Source organism: Rhodococcus sp. NJ-530 (assembly GCF_003860625.1).
Classification (GTDB): domain Bacteria; phylum Actinomycetota; class Actinomycetes; order Mycobacteriales; family Mycobacteriaceae; genus Rhodococcus_F; species Rhodococcus_F qingshengii.
The window spans coordinates 5,251,265-5,266,473 of sequence record NZ_CP034152.1 but is presented as its reverse complement, the minus strand read 5'-3'; the positions used below and the strand labels follow the sequence as shown (position 1 = coordinate 5,266,473).

Here is a 15,209-nt window from a genome sequence, read left to right as displayed (position 1 = left end):
GATGACTGCCTTGCACACCGCAGACAGCCACGATTTGATCCGCGTGCAAGGCGCGCGGGTGAACAACCTCGAAGACATCAGTGTCGAGATCCCGAAGCGGAGGCTGACGGTATTCACCGGCGTCTCCGGTTCGGGGAAGAGTTCGCTGGTGTTCAGTACGATCGCCGCGGAATCGCAGCGGATGATCAACGAGACCTACAGCGCTTTCGTTCAAGGATTCATGCCGACGCTCGCGCGGCCGGACGTCGATGTTCTCGACGGCCTGACCACCGCGATCATCGTCGATCAGCAGCGGATGGGAGTCGACCCGCGCTCGACCGTCGGAACCGCCACCGACGCCAACGCGATGCTCCGCATCCTGTTCAGCCGTCTCGGAAAGCCTCACATCGGTTCGCCTCAGGCGTTTTCGTTCAACGTGGCCTCGATCTCCGGAGCAGGCGCGGTCACGATGGAACGCGGCGGACGTCAGACGAAAGAGCGTCGCAGCTTCAAGATCACCGGCGGCATGTGTCCGCGGTGTGAGGGACGAGGGGCGGTCAACGATTTCGATCTGACCGCGTTGTACGACGACACCAAGTCGCTCAACGAGAGTGCGATCACGGTCCCCGGCTACAGCATGGAGGGTTGGTACGGCCGGATCTACCGCGGCTGCGGTTTCTTCGATCCCGACAAGCCGATCAAGAAGTACACCAAGAAGGAACTGAACGATCTGCTCTACAAAGAGCCGACCAAGATCAAGGTCGAAGGCATCAACCTGACGTACACGGGTCTGATTCCGCAGATTCAGAAGTCGTTCCTGGCCAAGGACGTCGACGCGATGCAGCCCCACATCCGGGCTTTCGTCGAGCGGGCGATCACGTTCACCACCTGCCCCGAATGCGACGGGACGCGACTGAGCGAGGGGGCGCGGTCGTCGAAGATCAAGGGCGTCAACATCGCCGACGCCTGCTCGATGCAGATCAGCGATCTCGCGGAATGGGTCAGCGGACTGAAGGAACCGTCGGTCGCGCCGTTGCTCACGACGCTCGGTGAAACGCTCGACTCGTTCGTGGAGATCGGACTCGGCTACCTCAGTCTCGATCGGCCGTCGGGAACCCTCTCCGGCGGTGAAGCTCAGCGCACCAAGATGATTCGTCACCTGGGTTCCTCGCTCACCGACATCACGTATGTTTTCGACGAGCCCACCACCGGCCTGCATCCGCACGACATCGCGAGGATGAACGACCTACTGCTGCGCCTGCGGGACAAGGGCAACACCGTGCTCGTGGTCGAGCACAAGCCGGAGACGATCGTGATCGCCGATCACATCGTCGACCTCGGTCCGGGTGCGGGTAGCGCCGGCGGAAACGTCTGCTTCGAGGGCACCGTCGACGGTTTGCGTGCCAGCGACACCGTCACCGGCCGTCACTTCGACGACCGGGCCGCAATCAAGGAGACCGTTCGCGAGTCCACCGGGGCAATCGAGATTCGTGGAGCGAACGCGCACAACCTGCAGGACGTCGACGTCGACGTACCGCTCGGCGTCCTGGTCGTGGTCACCGGTGTCGCCGGGTCGGGCAAGAGTTCGCTGATCCACGGCTCGCTCGCGAAACGCGAAGACGTGGTGTCGGTCGATCAGAGCGCGATCCGCGGCTCGCGTCGGAGCAACCCGGCGACGTACACGGGGCTGCTCGACCCGATTCGCAAGGCATTCGCCAAGGCCAACGGCGTGAAGCCGGCGCTGTTCAGTGCCAACTCCGAGGGCGCCTGCCCGACGTGCAACGGCAACGGCGTCATCTACAGCGACCTGGCGATGATGGCCGGCGTTGCCACTCTCTGCGAGGAGTGCGAGGGCAAGCGCTTCCAAGCCGAGGTACTCGAATACAAATTCGGTGGCAAGGACATCAACGAGGTTCTCACGATGTCGGTGGCCGAGGCCGAGGAGTTCTTCGGCGACGGTGAGGCCAAGACCCTCGCTGCGCACAAGATCCTCGTCCGACTGGTCGACGTGGGGCTCGGATACCTCACGATCGGCCAGCCATTGACGACGCTGTCGGGCGGTGAGCGTCAGCGCATCAAGCTGGCAACCCACCTGGGTGAGAAGGGCGGCGTGTACGTCCTCGACGAGCCGACCACCGGACTGCACCTGGCCGACGTCGAGCAGTTGCTCGGCCTGCTCGATCGACTGGTCGATTCCGGTAAGTCAGTCATCGTGATCGAGCACCACCAAGCGGTGATGGCACACGCAGACTGGATCATCGACCTCGGCCCTGGTGCCGGTCACGACGGCGGTCGGATCGTCTTCGAGGGCACTCCCGAGGAGCTCGTCGCCGACGGCTCCACACTCACCGGAAAGCACCTCGCGGCATACGTCGGCAGCTGACCGGGCTCCTACCTCAGGCGTCGATACCCAGGTTGATGACGGCGAGGTAGGACCCGTCCGACTGCTTTTCGACGGTCATGAGGCCGGTGTCGTCGTAGATGCCGTCACTGGCGTTGTTCGTGTTGTTCTCACGACCGGTGTGCTCGCTGTACGGGGACTGCGAGTACACCTCGTCGAGAAGGGTCTCGTCGAAGAAGGTCTGCGTCGTGAGGACCGTCTTCTTGTCGATGTGAACCTTGACGTGGATGTGGGTGGTGCGGCCCATGTACCAGCCGGGAAAGATCGTGGTGAACTGCGCGATGCCGTTTGCATCGGTGGTCTGGGCGCCGCGCAGGTAGGTGCCGTCGTCGGTGGTGGTGGCTTCGGTGTCGCCGACGCTGTACGAACCGTCGGAGGTCTCACCGGACCCTCCCATGCCGCCGCCCATTCCGCCGGGGGCGCCTGACGGTGGTTCGCCCATTCCGCCTCCGGGTGCACCTGACGGAGGTTCACCCATCCCGCCGGCCGGGGGAGTTCCGCCACCGCCGCCGCCGTTGGCGCTCAGCGAACCGGATTCGAAGCCGGAGTACACGCCGCCGGCGTCGCAGTGCCAGATCTCGACGACGGCGTTACTGACCGCGCCGATGCTGCCGTCGACGTTGCACTGGCTGTTGTCCTGCACGCGCATCGCAACCTGCAGCGTGGTGCCCGGACGGTCCTCGCGGATGTCGCCGCGAATGGAGTCGACGTCGAACCAGTAGGGACCCTGCGTCTCTTCCTTGCTCATGACACACTGCGGTGCTTTGGCCAGAAGTGCGGTGACAGCGTCGCCGGACGTGGCCGCGGCGGAAGTGCCGGAAGTGGTTGTCGTCGACGCAGCCGCAGCCGAAGTCGTCGTGGCGGTGCCACTGTTGCCGGAGCACGCTGCGATGAGCCCGCCGAGACTGATGGTTCCGCCGAGGGCGAGAGCCCGCCGACGGCTCACGCGCAGCCTGCTCGCTTCGATGTCTTTGTTCACGCCGCTGTACCTCCATTGTGTGGGCTGTTGTCTCAATGGTGGACGGGCGACCTGGTGCGGAACTGGTTATCCGCTGTGAACTTGCTGGGAGAGCATCTGAATGCTCGAAGTGGCCCGCACATAGACCTGTCCGCCGGCGTCGACGATGCGAGTTTCGATCAGCGCGAGCCTGCGCCCGGCACGAATCACGGAGGCCTCGGCGCGCAAGACCGGCCCGCCGATGTCGGGTGAGCGCAGGAAGTCGATCTTGTGGTCGAGGACGCGATAGTCCTGGTCGACGCGGGTCAGGGTCTGGGCAGACAGGCCAGTGATGGCGTCGACTGCCGAGATGAGGACACCGCCCTGAACGGCGCCCAACGGGTTGGCCATCCAGGCCACGGGTGCGAACTCACCGACGACGGAACCCGGGGTCACGTCGACGACAGCAAGATCGAGGAGACCGGCGAGTGGACCGCGTTCGAGTTTGCCGTCGCGGATTCCTTCGACGACGTCGGACCCGGACAACCCGCTCAGGTTGCTTGTCTTCTCCGGCGTCGGGACGGGCAGCGGCTCGCCCTCCACGTAGTCGTCGATTCCCACGACGGGGGGACGCGAGACCACCATGGCGCGACCGGCCATCACTGCCAGAAGGGTGCCGTTCTCGTCGCGAAGTTGCCCGGATGCGAGTCCGACGCCGTCGTCGAGATGCACGAGTGTTCCGGTGGCACCGACGTCCGCGATGTCGGGGATGTCGGCGCCCGCACTGACCGTGACCTGCGCGAGCACGGACTGATGGCCCGAGGTCAGTCCCGAGTACACCGCGCCACCCATGGCACCGTCGATCATGACTCCGATGGAACCGAGCACGGTCTTGCCACGGTGATCGTGGAATCGCTCGCCGACGGCCTGCGCGAAGGCCAGGTCCCCGGGCTCGACCGAAACGGCGCGCACACCCATCAATGTGTTGAGTGGGTCAAGCTTCTTGACGGGCGCGGCGGAGTTGTCGATGCTCATCTGTCGAGTATCTCCAGCGCGCCGAGTCCTGCCGAGACCGGGTCTCAACCACCGATACGTGAATGCATCTCCCAGACGAGGACTTCGGCCCCGGCGTCGGAGGTCAGCTGCTGGCCACCCGAATCGCTCAACCGGACAGCATCGCCTTCGTACAGTGTGCCGACGCCCTCCATCTCGGCAGTGCCCTGCGCGACGAAGACGTGCAGGAACCGTGCGCCCGGAAGATTCACGGAGGTGCCCGGCAGAATGCGTGCGACATGCATGGCGGCGTTCTTGTTGTTGATGCGAATCGCCGAATGATCCTTGTAGCGCTCCATCCCGGAGGCAACCGGGATCAGACCGCCGCGCAGCAGTTCGTCGTCGATCTCGAGCTGTTCGTAACCGGGGGTCAGTCCACCTTCGTCCGGTACCACCCACATCTGGATGAAATGCACGGGGTCGGAATGCTGTTCGCCGCCGATACGCCACGAATCGTTCTTCTCACTGTGCATGATTCCGGTACCGGCGCTCATGCGCTGGGCGAGTCCCGGATAGATGACGCCGGTGTGGCCGATGGAATCCTGGTGCACGAGCGAACCGCGAAGCACCCAGGTCACGATTTCCATGTCCTTGTGCGGATGGGTGTCGAAACCGGTTCCCGCCAGTACGGTGTCGTCGTTGTTGACGAGCAGCAATCCGTGATGCGTGTTGTCCGGATCGTAGTGCTGTCCGAACGAGAACGAATGTTTCGAATCCAGCCAGGAGACGCGGGATTTCAAGCGATCGCCGGAGCGGTGCACATCGATGTGCGGTGTCGTCCGTGGGGCCTGTGCTCGACCAGATGCCATGGCTCCTCCTTCTGTACCACCGGGATCCACCACAATCGGGATCCGCCACTACCGGCATCCACCCTACGACGAACCTGCTGTGTAGTCCGAACATTGGGCGTACTCGGTGGTGTCGTCAGTTCGTCGACGCGTGCATCTCCCACACGAGTATCTCCGCATCGCCGATTCCCTCGACTCGTTGACCGCCAGTATCCTTGAGTCGCAACGAATCTCCCGGACCGAGCAATCCGACTCCCTCGACGTCGACAGTGCCACCGGCGATGAAGCCGTGCACGTACGGCGCATCCGGGAGAGATACCGACCCACCGGTCTCGAGGCGAGCAACATGCAGTGCCGCATGTTTGTTGTGCAAGCTGATCGCGCTGTGGTCGCGATGCGCGGGCATCCCCGACGCCAGGGTGATCAGGCCACCGCCGTCGAGTTCGGAGTTGATGTCGAGTTCCTGATAGCTCGGAGTCACTCCGGATTCGTCCGGGGGTATCCACATCTGGACGAGGTGAACGGGCTCGGTGACACGCGAGCCGTCGGCCCGGAAGCGATCGTTGCGCTCGGAGTGCAGGATTCCGGTACCGGCGCTCATTCTCTGCGCGAGTCCGCGATGGATGACCCCGGAGTGCCCAGCGGAATCCTGGTGAACCAGAGATCCGCTGAGCACCCACGTCACGATCTCGGTGTCGCGGTGCTGATGAGTGTCGAAACCGTAGTCGGCTTCGATGATGTCGTCGTTGTTCACCAACAGAAGTCCGTGCGCGTACGCGGCGTGATCGAAGTTTCCGGCGAAGGGGAAACTGTGACGCGCCGTGAGCCAGCCGTAGTTGAGATGCGCACGTTCGTCAGCTCGCTGGACGACTACCGACGACATGTCAGCTCAGCGTCTCGTGTGCCGCCGGGATGGATCCCAGGCGTCCGGCCTGGAAGTCCTCGAAGGCCTGCATGACCTCGGACTTGGTGTTCATGACGAACGGCCCGGCCATCGCGATGGGCTCACGAATCGGTTTGCCGCCGAGGATGAATACCTCGAGAGATTCGGTCCGTGAATCCTGGCGATCGGAAGCGGCGACGGTGATGGAGTCACCGCGTCCGAAGACAGCTGTCTGTCCGACACGAATGGGCCGACGCTCGGCCCCGACCGTGCCTTCGCCGGCGAGCACGTAGACGATCGCGTTGAACTCGGGGTTCCACGGAAGCGTCAGGCTCGCACCCGGGGCCACAGTCGTGTGGGAGAGCGCGATCGGTGTGTACGTCGAACCAGGTCCGGCGTGGCCGGCGATGTCTCCGGCGATGACGCGTACCAAGGCTCCGCCGTCCGGCGAGGAAAGCAGGGCCACCTTGTTACCGGTGATGTCCTGGTACCGCGGAGATGCCATCTTGTTGTCGCGAGGCAGGTTGACCCACAGTTGGACGCCGTGGAAAAGGCCGCCGCTGAGGACGAGGTGCTCCGGCGGAGTTTCGATGTGGAGGATGCCGCCACCCGCGGTCATCCACTGGGTGTCGCCGCCGCCGATAATGCCACCGCCACCGTTGGAGTCCTGGTGCTCCATGATGCCGTCGATCATGTAGGTCACGGTTTCGAAGCCGCGGTGCGGGTGCCACGGTGTGCCCTTGGGTTCTCCGGGTGCGTAGTTGACCTCGCCCATCTGGTCCATGTGGATGAAGGGATCGAGGGCGGAGAGGTCGATGCCGGCGAAGGCGCGGTGAACGGGAAAGCCTTCACCTTCGTATCCGACCGGTGCGGTGGTGATGCTCTTGACGGGGCGGTCGACTGCTGACTCTGCCGGCTCGTCGAGACGGGGCAGGGCCAAGATGTTCTCGACTGTCACAGCAGGCATGTCGTACTCCTTGTATCCGTGAAGCTGATGTCAGGTAGTTGATTGTTCAACTATCTCATTCGGAGTCAACAAAGTCGAGCCCCGGGTATTCCCGGGGCTCGACTGGTGTTCGGATCAGCGCAACATGCTGCCGAGGGCTTTTGCCGCTGCCATGACCTCGGCGCCCAGCGCTGCTTGGTCCTCGGAGTCGAAGACGGAAATTCCGAGGCTGGAGATGGCGTCGCGGCGTCGGCCGGGGATCACCGCTGAGATTCCCAGGACGGACGGGATGACCTCGCCGACGGTCACTGCGTAGCCGCGTGCGCGTGCCGCCGTCACTTCCTCTCGTTCCCCGCTCGTCGGCGGGAGTGAGGCAAGGATGGAAAGCCCGGCGGAGCCGCGGTCGATCGGATCGACCTGCCCTGGATGAAACGCGACGTGAACCTTGGCGCTGCGCGGTTCGACCACCATCAGCGCGCGCACTTCGGTATCACTCTCGCGGACCACCAGGTGCGCTGTCGCCTCGGTGGCCTCGGCAAGTTCTTGAAGTATCGGGCGAGCGAGAGTGCGCAAATCCTGTTCCACCGGTTCGGCGAGGGTGACCAGGCCGGCGCCGAGAGTGACGCGCTTGAAGGAGTCCTTGCGGCACAGGTGATGAGCCTCGAGCGTGCGGATCAACCGATGTGCGACAGTCCGGTGGACTCCCACTCCGTCGGCAATGTCCGTGACTGACAAACCGTGCGGATAGGACGTCAGGAGTTCCAAGATCTCGAGTCCGTGGTGCAGCGTTTTCGACATGCTCGAGTCCACTTGAACTGCGCTTTTGCGCGGTCGGTGTTCCTCGCTCAGCTCTGACATCAAATCCCCTTCTTGACGTTTGTGAGGTATGCCACCTACGCTTTGAACATATCGCACAGTGTGTGCGATTATCGCACACTTTACGGAGCTGCACAACCTTCGGGTGGATGCAGCACAGCGTGTTCGGAGAGAACCTTCATGAGCAACTACAGCGTCGTGGCAACGGAGGATGTTGCCGCAATCCACCAGCTGTACGGCCACCAGAGTCATTGCATAGACTCTGGGCGCCAGCAGGATTGGGCGCAGACATTCACCGATGGCGGTGAGTTTCATTCCCCCAGTTATCCGGAACCCGTGGTCGGTTTCGACGACCTTGCGGCTTTTGCTGCTCGCTTCTTCGCTGCGGCGGAAGCCGCCGACGAAGTGCATCGCCACGTTCTGACCAACCTCGTCGTCGAGGCGGTGGACGAGAGTGCTCTCACAGTGCACGGGTACCTGCAGATCGTTGCCACCGCTCGCGGCGGAGACTCGCGACTGGTGCGGATGACAACTGTCACAGATCACGTGGTTCGGGTCGGTGAGGAGTGGAAGATCGCCCGCCGCACCGTTTCTCGCGACGACGCGCCCCGAGCGTCCGAACAAGCTTGAAGTACCGAAATGATTCTTGCACAACAATATTCAGTAGGAGAAGTACATCATGACCGAAAGCTCTGACCAGACGAACCCGGGCCGTACCGTTGTGACGCAGATGTCGGCGGTGTACCCGGAGTTGGCAGGCAAGGTCGCAGTGGTGACCGGCGCGGCTCAGGGTATGGGTGCGACGTTCGCCGAAGGACTGGCAACGCGCGGCGTACATGTCGTCGGCGCCGACATCAACGAAGAGCAGATGCTCGCCACGGCCGCACGAATCAACACGGACCTCGAATCGAATGCACTGGCGGACAACCCGGGTCGCGTCGTCGGAGCTCGGGTCGACGTCACCAAGCCCGACGAGCATGAATTGCTTGCGCAGTTGGCGTTGAAGGAGTTCGGCCGGGTTGATTTCTGGATCAACAATGCGGGTATCTTCCCGTTTGCGCTGGCCGAGGAGATCACCCCGGAGCAGATCGGCGCAACGCTGAGTGTCAATGTCGAGGGAGTGCTCTACGGTGCTCAGGCGGCGGCACGTCACCTCGGTCCCGGCGGCGCCATCGTCAACATGTCTTCGGTGTCTGCGCTGCGTGTGCGGAAGGGGAGAGGCGCATACTGCACGTCGAAAGCTGCCGTTGCGCACCTCACGGAGTCTCTCGCAGTGGAGTTCGGCGACAAGGGTATTCGGGTCAACTCCATTGCACCCGGCTACATCGACACGGCGATGACGAAGTGGGTCCAGGAAGATCCGATCGCGCTCGCGAACGCACTCGACGCGGTACCACTGCATCGTCTGGGCTCGCCCGAAGAGGTCTTCGGCCCGCTGCTGTTCCTGCTCTCGGACAGCGCGCGTTACGTCACCGGGCACAGCATTGCGGTGGACGGTGGTTCGCGGCATGTCTGAGTCCACGACATATCCCGGCGTCGTTCTCGTTACCGGCGGTGCTGCCGGGATGGGGGCGCATCACGCGCGCACTCTCGCCGCGCGCGGTTCGCATGTCTGCATTGCCGATATTTCGGATTCATCCGGCGTGGTCGACGACATCGTCGCCGCAGGCGGATCGGCATCCGCTCATATTCTCGACGTCACCGATGCCGAGGCCTGGGACCGGGTTGTCGACGAAATTCGCACCACCCGTGGGGAACTCGGCGGACTGGTCAACAATGCCGGTATCTCGCGTCGGCTCGAATTCATGGACACCCCGAACGACATCTGGGAGCTGACCATGAAGATCAACCTCTTCGGCCCGTTCTACGGTATGAAGGCGGTGGCGCCGCTGATGCGCGAGAGTGGTGGCGGATCGATCGTCAACATCTCGTCCATCGCCGGTCAGATCGGATACTTCTCTCCGGCTTACTCGTCGAGCAAGTGGGGTCTGACCGGTCTGTCGAAGTCGGCCGCAGGCAACTTCGCGCAGTGGGGGATTCGCGTCAACTCGGTGCACCCGGGACTGGTCGGTACGGCGCTGCTCGGCGGCGCGAACGACTTCGTCGCCGCGTCACTGAAGTCGGTTCCCTTCGGACGCATGGGAACTCTCGACGAGATCACCGAAGCAGTGCTGTTCCTGCTCTCGAACAGTTCCACCTACACCACCGGTACGGAACTCACTGTCGACGGCGGGTTGGTGTCGAACGGTCTTTACCACCGCATCATCGCGGAGACTGGAGAACTTTCATGACCGAACACTGGGACGTCGTTGTCATCGGTGGCGGCGGAGCAGGTCTCGCCGCTGCGGTGTCGGCAGCTGAAGAAGGCGCATCCGTTCTGCTGTTCGAATCCGAAACCGAACTCGGTGGATCCACCGCGCTGTCGGCCGGTATCTTCACGGCCGCCGGAACGAGCGTGCAGGCCGGCCTCGGAGTCGACGACTCGGCAGAGAAGTTCTTCCAGCACTACATGGACCTCAACCAGTGGATGCTCTCACCCGGATTGATTCGTGCATTCTGCGAAAACGCCGGTCCGACACTGGAATGGCTCATCGGACTCGGCGTCGAGATTCCCGCGGCGATCTCAGGTAACGCTCACCAGCCGGGACTCGCCCAAGCCGGCGTCGAGGACGTCTGGCGCGGCCACGTGCCCAAGGATCAGGGATACGGACTGATTCAGGTGCTGGACAAGGCTCGTCGTAAGCACGGGATCGAGGTCATCTTCGGAACACGGGTGCAGAAGCTGATCGAGGAAGACGGTCGGGTTGTCGGCGTTGTCGCCGACGACATCGAGGTGCCTGCGGGCGCCGTCGTTGTTGCCTCCGGTGGATTCGCGCAAGATCCGGGTTTGGTGGAACGCCACTTCCCGGACGCGAACAAGGCCGGAGAGGCCTTGTTCGTCGTCGCAGCCGAGGGGAGCCGCGGAGACCATCTTCGTTTTGCCGAAGACCTCGGTGCTTCCCTGGCGGGCGACGGCTGGGGTCTGATGCTGCCCACCGTCTACTTCCAGCGATTCCACCACTGGCAGGCCGGCTTTCCGCCGAAGTCGCGGATCTACGTCAACCAGGACGGCCGTCGTTTCATGGACGAGGACAGCTCGTACGCGGTCTCGACCGGCATCATCGACCATCAGGGTGGATACGGTTGGATGATCTTCGACGAGAACGCTCGCGTGAATCTGGCTCCAGGATATGCGGATTGGAATCCCGAACGCATCGAGGAAGAAGTTGCCGCCGGTGGCACGATTCGTGCGGACACGATCGAAGACCTCGCAGTGGCTACGGGTGTTCCGGTTGCGACGTTGGCGCAAACCCTGCGTCGATGGAACGACCAACTGCCCAGCGGTCACGACGACGACTTCCTCCGCCATCGCACGTTGCGGAACAAGGGTGCCGTCGGCGATCCGGATCCTATTGCGACAGCTCCGTTCTATGCCGCGAAAATCCTTCCGGCAGAGCTCGTCTGTACGCATGCGGGAATGGAGATCAACACCGATGCGGCCGTGCTCGGCAGCACCGGAGTACCTATCGAGGGTCTGTACGCCGCAGGTGAGGCCGGCGCCGGAATCCTCGGACTGAGATACGTGGGCGGCGGCAATGCGGTTGCCAACGCTTTGACCATGGGCCGCGTAGCGGGACGTAATGCGGCGAATTACACCAGGACCAGCGCTGAGAGCGCACCGGTCCATTCCATCGCGCACTCCTGACGTCCGACGTCTGCGCGGCACCGAATCCAGTCAGTATCCAATCCAGGCAGGGAACAACATGTCAGAGAATGAGACCATGGCGAGAGCCGAATCCACCGAGGGCAGCAGCGTGGCAACCGAACGACAGTCGACGACGAAGGTAATTCGCGCGGCCATCGTCGGTACCGTCGTCGAGTACTACGACTTCGGTATCTACGGATACATGGCCACGACGATCGCCGCGCTGTTCTTCGTTTCCCATGACCCGAACGCAGCACTGCTCGGTACCTTTGCAGCATTCGCCGTGGCCTTCTTCCTACGCGTGCCCGGCGGCATCTTCTTCGGCCACATCGGCGACAAGTACGGCCGCAAGAACGCGCTGTCCTGGACCATCCTCCTGATGGTTCTCGCGACAGCCGGAATGGGCCTGCTGCCGACTTACGCCACGTTGGGTGTGTGGGCGACGTCCATCCTGGTTCTGGCTCGTTGCCTGCAGGGCTTCGCGGCCGGCGGTGAACTCGGCGGCGCCAACGCGTTCGTCTCCGAGTCCGCTCCCAAACGGTGGCGTGCGACGCAGACCTCGATGGTCAATACCGGCACCTACCTGGGTTCGCTGGCAGCTTCGCTCATGGCCCTCGGCCTGACGTCGGTGTTCTCGCAAGAGCAGATCCTCGAATGGGCTTGGCGTATCCCGTTCCTGCTCAGCCTGCTGATCGGTGGCATCGGTATCTGGATCCGCAGCCAGATGGAAGACACTCCTCAGTTCGAAGAACTGCAGGACAAGGGTGAGACCAAGAAGCTTCCCATCCGTGAGTTGCTCAGCACCTCCGGTGGCAGCGTCGTCAAGATCATCCTGCTGGGCGCACTCATCACCGGCGGTTACTACATCGCCTCGGTGTATGCCGCGACGTACCTGCAGACCACCGGCGGTCATTCGTCGCGCGTTGCTTTCCTTTCCACCTCTCTTGCACTGGTTCTCGGCGTCATCACGTTGCCGATCTCGGGATACATGGCAGACAAGTACGGGCGTCGGCCGGTGCTGTTCGCCGGTAGTGCCGCCGCAGTGGTTCTCGGAATCCCGATGTTCATGATGATGGCCGGTTCTGGCATCTGGCAGGCGGTTGTCGGTCAGTCAGTGCTCTTCATCTGCGTTTCCGTTGTCAACGGTGCTTCGTACGTGACCTATGTCGAAATGCTGAAAGCATCTGTGCGGTACAGCGGTCTGGCATTGGGTAACAACGTCACCAACATGTTCCTCGGTGGCACCGCGCCTTTCATCGCCACCTATCTCATCAGCTTGACCGGTAACTCTCTCGCTCCGGCTGGATACTTCGTCTTCTGTGCGGTGATCACCCTCGTCACGGTCTTCTTCATCAAGGAGACCAAGGGTGTTGAACTGCAGGTTGATTGATCATCGGGTAGAACAGGAGCCTGACCGTGTCCCTCGCTGACAAGCAAGAAATCACCGAAGTTCTGTATCGCTACGCTCGGGCCGTCGATCGGAAGGATTTCGACAGCGTGGCCCTCTGCTACTTCGACGACGCGATAGACAACCATGGTGGTTACATCGGAACCGTCGACGGGCTGATCGAAGACATGAAGCTCAGACACAAGACGATCGACTCGTCGATTCACTGCATTTCCAACATACTGATCGACGTCAACGGCGATGTCGCTCATTGCGAGTCGTACTGTTTGTGCTTTCTGCGGCAAGAGCGTTCCGGTACGGATACGGTGCAGACGCTTGCGACGATCAAATGCCGTTACGTCGACAGGTTCGAAAGGCGCCACGGTGAATGGCGAATCGCCGATCGGATTGTCGTGTTCGACGAATCCCGTGAAGACGTGATCGAGAACATCCTGTCCACGGACTGGGTGACGCAACGTCGATCCTTCGACGATCCGGTGTACACCAGGACGCCTTGACCAGTAGTGCAGACGAAGGCCTTCACACACATCGTGTGTGAAGGCCTTTCGCCTGTTCACTTCTCGTGTCAGCCCACTGCGCCTGGTGCGGCGACCTCGGTCAAACGGCCGTCCGAGAGCCTGAGCCAGCGTTCGACCTTGACCTCGGCCAGGAATCTCTCGTCGTGGCTGACCACCACGAACGCCCCCTGATATGCATTCAGGGCACTTTCGAGTTGAGCAACGCTCACCAAGTCGAGGTTGTTGGTCGGCTCGTCGAGAAGAAGCAGCTGCGGGGCCGGATCGGCGAAGAGAACGCACGCCAATGTAGCCCGCAGTCGTTCACCGCCCGAGAGTGCAGCGACGGGAAGATGAGCACCCGCACCCCGAAAGAGGAAGCGCGCCAGGATGTTCATGCGTTCCGGTGCCGGTAGGCCTGGAGCAGACAAGGCAAAGTTCTCTGCGACGGTGTGTGCGGGGTCGAGTAGGTCGAGCCTCTGCGACAGGTATGCCACTCGACCGTCGGCTCGCGTGATCTCACCGGAAGTCGGCGCCACATCCCCGTTGACGATGCGTAGCAACGTCGACTTTCCGACGCCGTTCGGCCCGGTCAACGCGATACGCTCCGGTCCTCGAATGGCCAGGTCGATTCCGGAGTCGGCGAAGATCGCATGATCGCCGAACGCGAATTGCATTCGCTCACCGAGGAACACCGTCCGGCCGGCGGGTACATGTGTGCCAGGCAATTCGAGTGAAATCGTCTGGTCGTCTCGAAGAGCGCGGCCCGCTTTGTCGAGTCGGTCCTTCGCCGCGTCGACCCGGGCGAGGTGTGTCTCGTTGGCCTTGCCTGCCGACTCCTGAGCATTGCGCTTCATGGTCCCCGCAAAGATCTTGGGCAAGCCCGCGTTCCCGAGATTGCGGGCAGCGTTACTTGCGCGTCGCGAAGCACGTTCTCGGGCCTGCTGCAGTTCGCGCTTCTCGCGCTTGACCTCTTGCTCGGCGTTGCGGATGTTCTTCTCCGCCACTTCGCGAGCCGAGCGTGCCGCGGCTTCGTAGTCGGTGAAATTGCCACCGTAGAAGCTGATCTCGCCGCTGTGAAGTTCGGCGATGCGGTCCATGCGGTCGAGTAGTCCTCGATCGTGACTGACCACCAACAGACAACCACTCCAGTCGTCGAGAACGTCGTAAAGCCTGCGGCGCGCGTCCAGGTCGAGGTTGTTGGTGGGTTCGTCGAGGAGAAGGACATCGGGGCGTCGCAGGAGTTGCGCCGCCAGTCCGAGCGAGACGACCTGCCCGCCGCTCAGAGTGTCGAGGCGACGATCGAACGTCATGTCGGCCAAACCGAGTCGACCGAGTTGGGCTCGCGTTCGTTCCTCGATATCCCAGTCGGACCCGATTGTCGTGAAGTGTTCTTCTCGTGTGTCCCCGGATTCGACTGCGTCCAACGCAGCGAGCGTCGGGGCGATGCCCAAGACCTCGGCAATGGTCAGATCGCCCGTCAGTGGCAGGTCCTGCGGAAGGTATCCGAGAACGCCGTCGACGGACACACTGCCGGCGCGCGGCCGCAACTGGCCGGCGATCAATCTGAGCAGAGTGCTTTTCCCGACGCCGTTCTGGGCCACCAGCCCGGTTCGGCCGCCGGGCACGGTGAATGACAATTCGTCGAAGACCGGAGTGTCGTCCGGCCAGGCAAAAGACAGATTCGAGCAAACGATGTAGGTATCGGACATGAATAGACCTCAGGTGTTGTGCGGGCGCGGCAACGCTGCTCCGCGAA

General features: G+C 62.6%; 14 protein-coding genes. 7 read left to right on the top strand and 7 right to left on the bottom strand.

Annotated features, from left to right (window positions below; translation table 11 throughout):
- Window position 1 precedes the first annotated feature (1 nt).
- Window positions 2–2,362, top strand: a complete 2,361-nt coding sequence (locus EHW12_RS24505; RefSeq protein WP_063315807.1) for an excinuclease ABC subunit UvrA — start codon at window positions 2–4, stop codon at window positions 2,360–2,362.
- Between the two features lie 13 nt (window positions 2,363–2,375).
- Here EHW12_RS24505 and EHW12_RS24500 read toward each other — a convergent pair whose 3' ends face one another.
- The 6 genes from EHW12_RS24500 to EHW12_RS24475 all read right to left on the bottom strand — a co-directional run bounded on the left by EHW12_RS24500 (window position 2,376) and on the right by EHW12_RS24475 (window position 7,845).
- Window positions 2,376–3,359, bottom strand: coding sequence for a hypothetical protein (locus tag EHW12_RS24500; RefSeq protein ID WP_064443750.1), 984 nt, complete (start codon window positions 3,357–3,359; stop codon window positions 2,376–2,378).
- Between the two features lie 66 nt (window positions 3,360–3,425).
- Window positions 3,426–4,352 (bottom strand): hotdog fold thioesterase, encoded by a 927-nt coding sequence (locus tag EHW12_RS24495; protein ID WP_064443751.1) that lies wholly within the window; start codon window positions 4,350–4,352, stop codon window positions 3,426–3,428.
- A gap of 44 nt (window positions 4,353–4,396) precedes the next feature.
- Complete coding sequence (locus tag EHW12_RS24490; protein ID WP_003940511.1) at window positions 4,397–5,179, bottom strand: pirin-like bicupin family protein; 783 nt, start codon at window positions 5,177–5,179, stop codon at window positions 4,397–4,399.
- A gap of 115 nt (window positions 5,180–5,294) precedes the next feature.
- On the bottom strand, window positions 5,295–6,041 hold the full coding sequence (locus EHW12_RS24485; RefSeq protein WP_003939960.1) for a pirin family protein: 747 nt from the start codon (window positions 6,039–6,041) through the stop codon (window positions 5,295–5,297).
- Between the two features lies 1 nt (window position 6,042).
- Window positions 6,043–7,008 carry a pirin family protein gene (locus EHW12_RS24480; RefSeq protein WP_007731415.1) on the bottom strand — a complete coding sequence of 322 codons (966 nt, stop codon included), beginning with the start codon at window positions 7,006–7,008 and terminating at the stop codon, window positions 6,043–6,045.
- A 114-nt stretch (window positions 7,009–7,122) separates the two neighbouring features.
- Window positions 7,123–7,845 carry a helix-turn-helix domain-containing protein gene (locus EHW12_RS24475; RefSeq protein ID WP_064443752.1) on the bottom strand — a complete coding sequence of 241 codons (723 nt, stop codon included), beginning with the start codon at window positions 7,843–7,845 and terminating at the stop codon, window positions 7,123–7,125.
- Between the two features lie 138 nt (window positions 7,846–7,983).
- Here EHW12_RS24475 and EHW12_RS24470 point away from each other — a divergent pair, with 138 nt between their 5' ends.
- The 6 genes from EHW12_RS24470 to EHW12_RS24445 all read left to right on the top strand — a co-directional run bounded on the left by EHW12_RS24470 (window position 7,984) and on the right by EHW12_RS24445 (window position 13,453).
- Window positions 7,984–8,433 (top strand): nuclear transport factor 2 family protein, encoded by a 450-nt coding sequence (locus EHW12_RS24470; protein ID WP_007731417.1) that lies wholly within the window; start codon window positions 7,984–7,986, stop codon window positions 8,431–8,433.
- Window positions 8,434–8,482: 49 nt separating this feature from the next.
- Window positions 8,483–9,319 carry an SDR family oxidoreductase gene (locus tag EHW12_RS24465; RefSeq protein ID WP_064113425.1) on the top strand — a complete coding sequence of 279 codons (837 nt, stop codon included), beginning with the start codon at window positions 8,483–8,485 and terminating at the stop codon, window positions 9,317–9,319.
- Window positions 9,312–10,094, top strand: coding sequence for an SDR family oxidoreductase (locus EHW12_RS24460; RefSeq protein WP_064443754.1), 783 nt, complete (start codon window positions 9,312–9,314; stop codon window positions 10,092–10,094). Before EHW12_RS24465 ends, EHW12_RS24460 begins: the two co-directional genes overlap by 8 nt.
- Complete coding sequence (locus tag EHW12_RS24455; protein WP_125051950.1) at window positions 10,091–11,548, top strand: FAD-dependent oxidoreductase; 1,458 nt, start codon at window positions 10,091–10,093, stop codon at window positions 11,546–11,548. The genes EHW12_RS24460 and EHW12_RS24455 overlap by 4 nt, the downstream gene beginning before the upstream one ends.
- Before the next feature lie 76 nt (window positions 11,549–11,624).
- The gene (locus EHW12_RS24450) at window positions 11,625–12,938 is read left to right on the top strand and encodes an MFS transporter (RefSeq protein WP_007731424.1); all 1,314 of its coding nucleotides are present in this window, start codon (window positions 11,625–11,627) and stop codon (window positions 12,936–12,938) included.
- A gap of 26 nt (window positions 12,939–12,964) precedes the next feature.
- Window positions 12,965–13,453, top strand: a complete 489-nt coding sequence (locus EHW12_RS24445; RefSeq protein ID WP_007731425.1) for a nuclear transport factor 2 family protein — start codon at window positions 12,965–12,967, stop codon at window positions 13,451–13,453.
- Window positions 13,454–13,521: 68 nt separating this feature from the next.
- Here the strand turns inward: EHW12_RS24445 and EHW12_RS24440 are convergent, their stop codons facing one another.
- On the bottom strand, window positions 13,522–15,162 hold the full coding sequence (locus tag EHW12_RS24440) for an ABC-F family ATP-binding cassette domain-containing protein (RefSeq protein ID WP_064113426.1): 1,641 nt from the start codon (window positions 15,160–15,162) through the stop codon (window positions 13,522–13,524).
- Window positions 15,163–15,209 lie beyond the last annotated feature (47 nt).